This is a genomic window from Jatrophihabitans sp., from assembly GCF_046262535.1.
GTDB lineage: Bacteria > Actinomycetota > Actinomycetes > Mycobacteriales > Jatrophihabitantaceae > Jatrophihabitans.
Genome location: NZ_JBHEMO010000130.1, coordinates 1 through 10,249 on the forward strand (window position 1 = coordinate 1; position 10,249 = coordinate 10,249).

Sequence of the window (10,249 nt, forward strand, 5' to 3'; positions counted from 1 at the left end):
GACGTGACTCGCCGCTCGGCCACCGGTCCACCATGGCTCGATGAGAGCTCCGGGGGCGCCGCCGCCCCGGCCGCCACCGGGGTGCCGCACTCGGGACAAAATTTGACAGGGGGGCCCAGCTGGGTGCCGCACACGCGACAGGCGGCGACGGCGGGCGTTCCGCATTCGGCGCAGAACTTCGCGCCGGCGAGCAACGCCGCCCCGCACGCGGTGCAGGTCATCAGTATCGGTCCGCCGTCACGTCCGGACTCTAGCCCGCAACGACGTCCGATATCAGGTCCCGATGGGCCCCTTTTCCGAGTAGATCCGCTCAATACGCGACAACTTCCGGCGAAGGCTCAGCTTCCTTGTCGACGCGCATGGTGCACCGCGCGCATACTCACCCGCGCACCGCCCGGCAGGCCGCTCCCGGTTGACCGTGCCGTTACGGTGCCTGTCGCAGGCGGAAGGCCTGCCCGACGGAGGCGCGTTCATCGTCATCGAGAACCTCATCGACGACGCGCGGCGCGAGAACGCGTTCGGTTTGATGATGTCGCTCAACATGCTGATCGAGTTCGGGGATGCGTTCGACTTCACCGGCAGCGACTTCGCCGGATGGTGCCGGGAGGTCGGGTTCCGGGAGGTCGAGATCATCCCGCTCGCCGGTCCGGGCAGCGCGGGCGTCGCGTACAAGTAGCGCTAATGCGGCCGGCCTGGTCCCGGCCTCGGGCGGGTGTCGGCGCCGGGAGGTGCCGGATCACGACGGTTGGTCCGGGCCAGCCTCTCGCCGGACAGCCTGATGAGCGACGCCGAGGTCGCGGTCGCACCGACCGCGTCCTGGAAGTCGCTCGCCTCGATGCGGATGAGTTCCGACGGCTCGAGCACCGTCACGGTCGCCGAGCGCGGCGCGTTGTGGATCAAGCCAAGCTCGCCGACATACCCCGGCGCCAGGACGTCAGGCAGCGGTACCCCGCCCGCCACAGCTCCGACCCGGCCCGACTCGAGCAGCCACAGCGCGTCCGCGTCGTCGCCCTGGTTGATCAACACCTCGCCGGGTTGGGCGGTGCGGGCCACCGCGCCGGTGGCGAGTTGCTCCAGCACGCGGTGGCTCGCGCCGTCGAACAGGTCCAAGCGCTCCAGCAGGTCGACGGTCGGCTGCAGGCTGCGCGTGTGCTCGGCGGTGGCGCGGTCGTTCGTGATCAGCACGGGCAGGCAGGCCAATCCGATCAAGGGGAAGCCGATGCCGATGAGCGCGAGTGCCCACGTCAGGCCGCCGCTCGAGATCACCGCACTCGCCGCGAGGTTGCTCACCACGGTTGCGGCCAGCGCGACCGCGCCAGTGGCGGCCAGCGCCCGGCCCAGCACGGCGCGCGGCAAGTCGCGCTGCAAGGCGGTGATCGCGAGAACGTCCAGCACGACCAATCCGCCGCCGGACACCACCTGCAGGCCAGCGCCGAGCCACGCGTGGTGGACGTAGTGGCTGAGCCAGAAGGGCACCGCCTCGACGACGATGGCACCGACCAGGAGCGGGGCCAGCCGGGTACGGGCCGAGAGGCGCTCGGCGAGAACGGCGGCGAGAACGCTGCCCAGCGCCGACGCGGCGAGCAGGTAGGAGTACCCCTTGGCGCCGGTGCCGAAGCTGATCGACAGCGGGGCGTACACGACGATCGACGCTCCGTACACCGCCGCCGCGATGCCGAGGAAGACGGTCAGCAGCCTGGTCGCGCTGGTGCGGCCCAGCGCGCGGATGCCGGCGGTCCACTGCGCGATGCGGGTCTCCCCGGTGGTGGCCGCGTCGCCGCGCGAACGCGTCCGCACCTGTAGGTACAGCGCCGCGGACACCAGATAGCTCGCCGCATTGATCCCCATCGCGGTGGCCGGGGTGCCGGCGAGCAGCAACAGGCCGCCGATGCCCGGGCCGAGGACGATCACGACGTTCTCGAGGATCGCGAACAGGCCGTTGGCGGCGATCAGATCCGCCTCGGCGACGATGTCGGGGACGAGGGCGCCCGTGGCCGGGCGGACGGGTGAGCTGAGCGCAGTGTCCAGTGCAGAGAGCGCGGGCAGGAGCCAGAGCGGTCCGTCCGCACCTACGACGATCGTCAGACCGACCATGGCGATCCCGCACAACACACCGGACGCCGCGATCAGCCGGGCCCGGTCGTAGCGGTCGGCGAGCACGCCGGCGTATCCGCTCACCAGCAGCCCGACGATCCATCGCGTGCAGGCGATCAGGGCGATCCAGCCGGTCGAGCCGGTGCGACCGTACGCGTACGCGGCGAGGACGACGGTGTAGCCCCACGACGCGGTGTCGTCGATGACGTAAGCGCCGAGGACGTAGCGCATGTCGCGATGACGCAACGTCGCCGCGAACTTCGACGCCATCAGCGCACCGCGTTGACCGCGACCGAGCGCAGCACGGCCTTCACCTGGTACGGCGTGAGTGTCGGGTGCTTGGACAGCAAGCGGGCAACGAGGCCGGTCACGTGCGGGGCGGCGAAGGAGTTGCCGGTCGCGACTATGCGTCCGCCGTCCATCCAGGCGAGTTCGAGATCGATGCCCGGTGCGCCGAAGTCGGCCGGCGGTGACGGGTTAGCCAGCAGCTGGAACGGATCGTCCCCGTCGCAGGCGGCCACCGAGATGACGCTGCTGAACTGGGACGGGAACGTCGGCGCGAGGACGTTGTTCATCGCGCAGACGAGGACGACGCCCGCGTGCGCGGCTTCGTCGGCCACCTCGTGGAACAGGCTGAACATCTCGTCCTTGCCGGTGGACAGGGACAGGTTCACCACCTGCGCGCCGTGCGAGATGGCCCAGCGCAGTCCCGTGGCGAACACTTCCCCCTTGCCCGACAGGCGCGAGCCCAACACGCGGACGCTGGTGATCCGGCTCGCCGGTGCCGCGCGCCGGATGATGGCCGCGCACGCGGTGCCGTGCCCGTACAGGTCGTCGTGCGGGCCCTCCTCGGCCACAACGAGCTGCTCGTCGCGGTCCCAGCTCAGCGCCACGCCGGGCGCGGACGGGCCGGCGGTGTCCGGGTGGCTCCAGTCCGCCCCGCTGTCGACGACGGCGACCTCGACGCCTGACCCGTCGGCGTCGTCGAACGCCCACGCAGCGGTGACCGGCAGCTCGCCGGCCGGCACCGGCTGCGGGGGATTGAACGGTTCCGACCAGGCCGGTCTCAGCGACTCGCTGATGGTCGACCTCCGCCTCCGCGGTTGACGAAGGACAGCACGTCGCGCAGCAGCCGGATCCCCAGCGCGCGCTGGGCCGGCCCGGCCCGGTAGAACTCGGCCAGCAAGGCGGCGAACTCGTCCAGATCAGGATTGCGTCCAGTCGCCGCGGAGGCGGTCAGCGAGTCGGCGAGCGAGGTGTTATCGGCCGCGGCCTCGGCCAGGGCGCGGAGCACGACCCGGCCGGCGGCGGCGAAGGCGCTCGAGGCCTGGATGGCCAGCGCCGCCTGGCTGGCGAACATCGCGGCGACCTCGAGGTCGCCACCGGCGCCGGGCCGGGCCTCGTCGCGGTCGAGGATGCTCAGCACCCCGAGCAGCCGGTCGTCGGCCTCTATGGGGACGGCGAGCAGCGCAGTCGGGACGTACGACGTGGACTCGGCGACGTCGCGCGCGAAGCGGGTGTCGCGCGACAGGTCGGACACGGCGATGGGTTGGCCGCTCTGCGCGACCCAACCGGCGATGCCGCGACCGATGGGCAGTCGGATGCCCGTCACGGCGTCGGCCCCCGCGCCCGACGCCGCGACGTACACGAGCTCTTCGGCTTCGTCGTCGACCACGGCGATCGAGCATGCCGCGGCGGCGAAGAAGCGTTGGGCGATCGCGGTGATCGCCTTGGTGCCCTCCCGCAGCGCGGGGGGCGCCACCGTGTCGGCCAGGCCCGACGCCAGAGCGCCGAGCTCGCGCAGGATGTTGTGCGCCAGCTCGGGCTCAGACATTTCGCACTGCGTTGTTCATGCGCCCACTTTCACTCACCCGACGCGCGTTCGGGGGAATCCTGACCTCCGAATGCGCGGGTGTCTGATGCGAACTAGCGTGGGCGCGAACTGTGGCCTTCGACGTCGTCATCGTCGTCAGCGGCCCGGGGACGGGAGCCGGCCTGCGGGCGGGTGATGCCGTGGCCCTCGACGTCGTCGTCGCTGTCGTTGGCGCGGGGCCGGGAGCCGTGACCCTCGACGTCCTCGTCCGGAGTGGTGTCGTTGATGTCGCTCATGGTGTGTCCTTCCGTCGGGCTGAAACCGGTGGGCTCTTGCGAAGGTGAGCTTGCCCCTGATCCGTGCTGCCCGCAGTCGTTCTGCCGACAGAGGTCCTGTCATACACCTGACAGGCTGTCCGGGCGACCGTGCCGGGCCCACTATGTGCCTTCTGTCGGCATTCGGGGGGCAATCGGGGGCGCCCGGGGCCCATACTTGCCACACCACCGTGCCTCGACATCGCGTCGAGCAGGACGCCGGACCCCGGAGGACCAACGTGGATCCGCGCCTCGCCTCTTACCACCTGGCGCTGGCCCTGCTCGACGAGGCGGCTCACCCGTCCACCGCCGCTGACCCGGCCCGGAGGGAATCGCTGCTCGACGAGGCGGTCGAGCTCGCGGAGACGCTGCTTGTCCGGTTGCTGCTGGCCCGGATGGTAGCGGCGGCAGGCCCCGCCATGCATCCTTGGCGAGGGGCGGGGTTGATCAGGTTCCCGGCGAGTTACCGCTACGGCGGCTCGCCGATTGCAGCTCTCGGGGGTGTAGGGCCATGACAGCGCAGCCGCCGTCGCAGGTGGCCGCAGACTCGCTGACGCCCTATGTCCCGAGACTGGCGGTCAATTGGCTCGCACAACGCCCGTCGGACACCTTCCGCGTCGTGAACGGGTCGATGGCGTTCGTCGATATCTCCGGTTTCACGAAGCTCACGGAGCGGCTGGCCCGCAAGGGTCGCGTCGGGGCCGAAGAGATGAGCGACGTGCTCAACGCGACCTTCGGCTCGCTGTTGCGGGTGGCGCGTGCGGACGGCGCCGAGCTCGTCAAGTGGGGCGGTGATGCCGTCCTGCTGTTCTTCGACGGCGCCGACCACGCCGTCCGAGCCGCTCGTTCGGCGGTGCGCATGCAGCAGTCGCTTCGGGAGGTCAGCCGGCTGTCCACCTCGGCGGGCAACGTGTCCTTGCGTATGTCCGTGGGCATCCACAGTGGCGAGTTCATGTTCTTCCTGGTCGGCGATCCGGCGATCCACCGCGAGCTGATCGTCAGCGGGCCGACGGCCAGCCGCACTGCGCAGATGGAGGCGGTGGCCAGGGCCGGCCAGATCGCGGTCAGCTCCGCTACGGCAGCGCTGTTGCCGGCGTCGCTGCACGGCGGCGAGGTAGCGGGCGGACGGCTGTTGAGGGGCGCGCCGCCGCTGGACGACCTAGCGCCCCGTGCCCGGGAACCGACGGCTGCTGACGTGGGATCAGTGTTGCCGCCGCATATCCGCGCCCACCTGCTGGCGGCGTCGGGGGAGTCGGAGCATCGGCCTATCGCAGTGTCGTTCGTGCGCTTCTCCGGCACTGACGCGCTGGTCGACCGCGTCGGCGCTGCTGGGCTGGCCGATGCGTTGGACGAGTGTGTCCGCAATGTGCAGGAAGCGCTGGCCGCCCACGAGGTGACCTGGTTCGAGTCGGACATCGACTCTGACGGCGGCAAGATCATGCTCACCGCGGGCGCGCCGCGCAGCTTCGGCGATGACGAGGAGCGCATGCTGCGGGCCGTTCGTCAGATCGTCAGCCGGGCGGGAGTCCTGCAGCTGCGGGCTGGGGTCAACCGGGGCTACGTGTTCGCGGCCGACTTCGGCCCGGACTTCCGGCGCACCTACTCGGTCAAGGGCGACGCCATCAATCTGGCCGCGCGAGTGATGGGCAAGGCCCAGCCCGGTGAGGTGTTGGCCACGCGGGCGACCATCGCCCGCTCTCGGACCGTGTTCCAGACGGAGCCGCTGGAGCCCTTCCTGGTCAAGGGCAAGCGCGAGCCGGTGGATGCGGTCCGTGTCGGGCCGGTTCTGAGCGGCCCGTCCGACGAGGGCAGCGAAGGAACGTTCATCGGTCGCCGAGCGGAGCTGGACGCATTGGCCGCGGCCATCGCCCAAGCCCGCGGGGGCAACGGTCGGTTCGTGGACATCGTCGGCGAGCCGGGCATCGGCAAGTCCCGGCTGATCCGCGAGCTGCGCACTCGCGTGGACGGACTCACCGTCGTCGAGGGCCCGAGCGGTGCCTACGATTCCGGCACGGCCTACGTGCCGTTTCGGAACACGCTGCGTGCGGCCCTGGAGGTCGACGCAGGCAGCGACGACGTTGCCGTCGCCGGGCAGCTCGCCGAGCGCTTCAAGCATGGCGCTCCGCAGCTGCTGCCTTGGCTGCCGTTGGTAGCCATTCCGCTCGGCGTGCCGGTGCGCAGCACACCGGAGACGCGCGACCTGGAGGAGAAGTTCCGCAAAGCCAGGCTGGAGGAGGTGACGGTGCAGACCCTGCGGTTGCTGCTGCCGGGCCCGAGCGTGCTGATCTTCGACAACTGTCATCTCATGGACGCTGCCTCGGTCGACCTGTTGCACCGGTTGGAGGGCGAATGTGCAGAGCTGCCGTGGGTGGTGGTGACGCTGCGGCGCGACCAGCCATCCGGCTTCGCGCCGTCAGCCGCTGGGGCCCACATTGAGCGCATGGAGCTCGGTCCGCTGACTCACGACGCCTCGGTCGACCTATTGGCGCAGGCTACCCAGCGGACCCCGTTGACCCGTCAGGCGATGTCGGCGGTCGCCGAGCGGGCCGGCGGCAACCCGCTGTTCCTGATGGCGTTGGCCGACGTCACGGCGCAGGGCGGAGCGCTGCCCGAGCTCCCCGAGTCTGTCGAGGACGTGGTGACCAGCCAGATCGACCGCCTCGATCCCAACGACCGGGCGCTGCTGCGCTACGCCGCCGTGCTGGGCTCGCGCTTGGCCGTGTCGACACTCACCGAGATGCTGTCCGACCGGGTCGGCATCGTCGCCGACGTGCGTGACGGCAGCGCCGTTGCCCGGCTGGCCATGTTCTTGCGTGAGGCCGGAGACGGCGAATGGGAGTTCCGGCACAGTCTGATCCGCGACATCGCCTACGCGGGTCTGCCGTATCGCCTCCGACGGGAGATGCACGACCGCGTCGGCAACGCGATTGAGCAGACGTTGGCCGAGCCGGAGTCGGCGGCCGAATTGCTGTCGCTGCATTTCTTTCACGCCGGGCACTTCGAGAAGTCCTGGGTGTACTCCCGCCTCGCAGGCCGCCGAGCGCACGCCAGTTACGCCTACCTGCCGGCCGGCGAGTTCCTGGAGCGCGCCATCGATTCCGCGCTGCGGGCGCCCGTCCTCAGCTCGGCCGAGGTCGCCGACGTGCAGGAGGAACTGGGTGACGTGCGGGCGCTCGCCGGCCGCAGCCGGGACGCGGTCGAGGCGTACCGCCGAGCGCGGGCGAACCGGGACCAGGATCCGGCCGGCGCCGCCGCGCTGACCCTGAAGGAGGCCTCAATCGATCAACGTCTCGGCCGGTTCTCCCACTCGCTAGGACTGATGACCCGCGGATTGCGACTCCTGGACGGCGTCGATGGAGATCGCGCCGCGGTAGTCCGCGCCCGGTTGGTGATCCGCTACGGCTTCGGGCGCTATCTGCAGGGCCGATCGGGCGAAGCGGTGCGCTGGTGTGAACGCGGCGTGCGCCTGGCCGAGCTCACCCGCGACAAGGAGACGCTGGCCATGGCTTACAACGCCTTGCATGTGGCCTACGTGCAAAGCGGGCGGGAGGACGTCACCTTCGGTGCCATGGCGATGTACACGTACGAGACGCTGGGTGATCTGGCCGGTCAGGGACACTGCGCCAACAACCTGGCGATCGGCGCGCACCGGGACGGCCGATGGGCTGACGCGGGCGAGATGTTCGGTCGTGCCGCGGAGACGTTCGGCCGGATCGGGGATGTGGCGAACGAGTGCAACGCCTTGTACAACCGGGGTGACCTGCTCATTCGGCAGGGCCGCTTCGCGGAGGCCGAACCGCTGTTAGGAGAAGTGGTCCGGACCGCACGCGCGGTTGACGACCAGGAGCTGGTGGCGCTGGCTTCACGAGAGCAGGCGAGGGCCAGGGTGGGGTTGGGCCACTTCAGCGCGGCCGAGGAGCTATTCACCGAAGCACGCTCGATCTTCGACGCGCTCGGACTGCACCACGAGATCGTTCTCCTGGACGCCGTGTTGGTCGAGGCAACCCTGCGCTCGGGCGCTTTCCCCGAGGCGCTGGCCGCGGCCGACGCATTGCTCGTCGCCGGCACCCAGATCAACGAGGTGTCGCGGTTGCTGCACCGGTTGCGCGCGGTGGCATTGCTCGCGCTCAACCGTCGCGAGGAGGCTGAACAAGCGGTGGACACTGCGTTCGCGCTGGCCAGCAGCGATGACGGCGGCTACGAGCGGGCCATGGTGATGCGGCTGGAGCTGGTCCTGTGGCGTTTGGACGACGCCGGGCGGGTGGCGATGGCTGAGGAGTCGAGTGCGGTGCTCGAGCGGCTTGGCGCGGTCGAGGCGGCCGATCTCTCGCGGTTGCTCAGCGCCGCTGGTTGAGCAACCGGGCCCTTGCGCTAAAGGCTGGCGCGAAAGTCGTCCAGGAACAACACGAACAACAGCAGGTTGTCGGCGCCTTGACGAGTGCTCTGCACGTAGTCCACGCACGAGGTTTGGCCGGCGCCGATGGTGTTCTTGGCCGGGCAGGCAGGTGCCGGCTGCAGCGTGCCGGTCGCGCTCTGGCTGACCAGTGGTTGGTATTTGTTGACTCCGCCGGAGCCGCAGATCGTGCGGTAGCAGTGAATGATCATCTCGGCCGGAGCGCTCCGGGTGTAGAGGCCACCCAGGTCAGCGATGATCTGCGAGACGGTCCCCTTCGTGTTGCAACCGATCCCCGCGCACGAACCCGATGACAAGACGACGTTGGAGTTCGAGCCGTTGGACAGCACCACCTGCGCGCAGATCGGGTCAGTCGCATCGGTACTCAGACAGTCCTTGAGGCCGGTGCCGTCCTGGAACGGTTTGTTGGCCGAGGCGGGCGCGATCCGCAGCGACTGCAGGACGTCGAAGGCGTTGCTGCCCACGCTCGGGATCGCGGTCTTGCCCTTACCGGGCGCCACCGAGACCGTCACGCCGTTCGCGGCGGTCGAATACGCGACGAGGAAGCTGGTGCTGCTTGTGTCCCTCGGCATCACCACGTTCGACGGGCTCAGCGAACCCGGGCCGGGAGCGACCAGAGAAAGAGCGGTGTCCTTGGTGAAGGCGGCCGGAGCGCCGCCGGCACCAGTCAGCGTGATCGTCACGTTGAATGCCGCGTTCTGTGCCACCAGCACCGGCGGCGCCGAGCAGGTGGGTGGTGCGCAGGGCGCGACGAAGTTCGACGTCACGGACACGCTGATGAGGGTCGGCGTCGGCAGCGCGGTCGCCGCGGCGGGGGCCGCTACGGCACTGAACAGCGATGCCACCAGCAGCCACAGTGCGCTCACCACACTGACGATTCGGAGCCGGCGGCCGGTTTGCAGTCTTCCGATCATGGCGCCCCCCTCGGTCTCGCGCCCGCGAACTCACCCGCTTGGAGGTCGTTCAAGCCCAGCGCTGCCCTGACGGTACAAGAGGAAGTGGGGAACCGGGACGGACTTTGGTCCCCCGCACCGTGCTCACCGGCGAATGCGGTCGTGGTCGAGGAGTGCCGACGGCGTCGTTGAAGATGACGGGCACGATCCGGGCGTCGCGGGCGGAGTCAGCAGTGGTCCCGGTCCGTATCCGGGTGACGTGAAACGCTGTCCGGTAACCACCTCGGCCTGCAGCTGCGGTCCGAGCGCCAGGTCTGCGCCCACTGCGGCGCTGATCGTTATGAACGCCTCGATCGCCACGCTCCGCAGCTCGTTGGGCGGGTAGCAGATGCGGCTGGGCTCGATGTCGACGTCCTCGACAAGCAGGACGCCGCCCGGCTTGAGGGCGGCCACCATGGTCGCCAGGGCTTTCGGACGGTCGGTTACCCACTCGACGACCGCGCGGGCGTGGACGACGTCGAAGGCACCGGCCTCGGGCGGCCCCTCGAGAATGTCGTGCTGTCGGACCTCGTCCGTTTCGCTCGGTTCGATGAACGCGGGTCGAGATGGACGGCGAGGGTCGTCGCGTCCGTCATGCCGGAAAGGATGCCGCAGCGACCGCTTTTTCGCGCGGGGTCGGCGAAGATGGACCGGTGAAGCTGAAACTCGATCTCCACGACAT

Annotated in this window: 9 protein-coding genes and 1 pseudogene; 3 read left to right on the top strand and 7 right to left on the bottom strand. The window is 69.8% G+C overall.

Annotation, left to right across the window (positions count from 1 at the left end; all coding sequences use genetic code 11):
* Positions 1 to 221, bottom strand: a 221-nt coding sequence (locus ABR571_RS17120; protein WP_409454418.1) for a zinc-ribbon domain-containing protein, incomplete at its 3' end; no start/stop codon positions are given.
* Between the two features lie 224 nt (positions 222 to 445).
* Here ABR571_RS17120 and ABR571_RS17125 point away from each other — a divergent pair.
* Positions 446 to 676, top strand: a pseudogene (locus tag ABR571_RS17125) (methyltransferase); the annotation flags it as partial.
* Between the two features lie 2 nt (positions 677 to 678).
* On the opposite strand, the gene ABR571_RS17130 reads toward ABR571_RS17125, so the two are convergent.
* The 4 genes from ABR571_RS17130 to ABR571_RS17145 form a co-directional block, all read right to left on the bottom strand.
* A complete protein-coding gene (locus tag ABR571_RS17130) occupies positions 679 to 2,364 on the bottom strand; it encodes an MFS transporter (RefSeq protein WP_409454419.1) in 1,686 nt (561 codons plus the stop codon).
* The gene (locus ABR571_RS17135) at positions 2,364 to 3,122 is read right to left on the bottom strand and encodes a S8 family serine peptidase (protein WP_409454420.1); all 759 of its coding nucleotides are present in this window, start codon (positions 3,120 to 3,122) and stop codon (positions 2,364 to 2,366) included. The genes ABR571_RS17130 and ABR571_RS17135 overlap by 1 nt, the downstream gene beginning before the upstream one ends.
* Positions 3,123 to 3,160: 38 nt before the next feature.
* The gene (locus ABR571_RS17140) at positions 3,161 to 3,928 is read right to left on the bottom strand and encodes a GAF domain-containing protein (RefSeq protein ID WP_409454421.1); all 768 of its coding nucleotides are present in this window, start codon (positions 3,926 to 3,928) and stop codon (positions 3,161 to 3,163) included.
* A gap of 92 nt (positions 3,929 to 4,020) precedes the next feature.
* Positions 4,021 to 4,203 carry a hypothetical protein gene (locus tag ABR571_RS17145; RefSeq protein ID WP_409454422.1) on the bottom strand — a complete coding sequence of 61 codons (183 nt, stop codon included), beginning with the start codon at positions 4,201 to 4,203 and terminating at the stop codon, positions 4,021 to 4,023.
* Between the two features lie 257 nt (positions 4,204 to 4,460).
* On the opposite strand from ABR571_RS17145, the gene ABR571_RS17150 reads away from it, so the two are divergent.
* Together ABR571_RS17150 and ABR571_RS17155 are read left to right on the top strand one after the other, a co-directional pair.
* Positions 4,461 to 4,736 (top strand): hypothetical protein, encoded by a 276-nt coding sequence (locus ABR571_RS17150; RefSeq protein ID WP_409454423.1) that lies wholly within the window; start codon positions 4,461 to 4,463, stop codon positions 4,734 to 4,736.
* Positions 4,733 to 8,575: an adenylate/guanylate cyclase domain-containing protein gene (locus ABR571_RS17155; RefSeq protein ID WP_409454424.1), complete on the top strand. Its 3,843-nt coding sequence runs from the start codon at positions 4,733 to 4,735 to the stop codon at positions 8,573 to 8,575. The genes ABR571_RS17150 and ABR571_RS17155 overlap by 4 nt, the downstream gene beginning before the upstream one ends.
* A gap of 17 nt (positions 8,576 to 8,592) precedes the next feature.
* Here ABR571_RS17155 and ABR571_RS17160 read toward each other — a convergent pair whose 3' ends face one another.
* Both ABR571_RS17160 and ABR571_RS17165 read right to left on the bottom strand, forming a co-directional pair.
* Positions 8,593 to 9,501 carry a hypothetical protein gene (locus tag ABR571_RS17160; protein WP_409454425.1) on the bottom strand — a complete coding sequence of 303 codons (909 nt, stop codon included), beginning with the start codon at positions 9,499 to 9,501 and terminating at the stop codon, positions 8,593 to 8,595.
* Positions 9,502 to 9,672: 171 nt separating this feature from the next.
* A partial coding sequence (locus ABR571_RS17165) for a class I SAM-dependent methyltransferase (protein ID WP_409454426.1) occupies positions 9,673 to 10,249 on the bottom strand: 577 nt, incomplete at its 5' end.

Bases quoted from the DNA above. Each gene is read 5' to 3' on its own strand.
- ABR571_RS17130 (WP_409454419.1), bottom strand. From the start codon at position 2,364: ATGGCGTCGAAGTTCGCGGCGACGTTGCGTCATCGCGACATGCGCTAC.
- ABR571_RS17140 (WP_409454421.1), bottom strand. From the start codon at position 3,928: ATGTCTGAGCCCGAGCTGGCGCACAACATCCTGCGCGAGCTCGGCGCT.
- ABR571_RS17145 (WP_409454422.1), bottom strand. From the start codon at position 4,203: ATGAGCGACATCAACGACACCACTCCGGACGAGGACGTCGAGGGTCAC.
- ABR571_RS17155 (WP_409454424.1), top strand. From the start codon at position 4,733: ATGACAGCGCAGCCGCCGTCGCAGGTGGCCGCAGACTCGCTGACGCCC.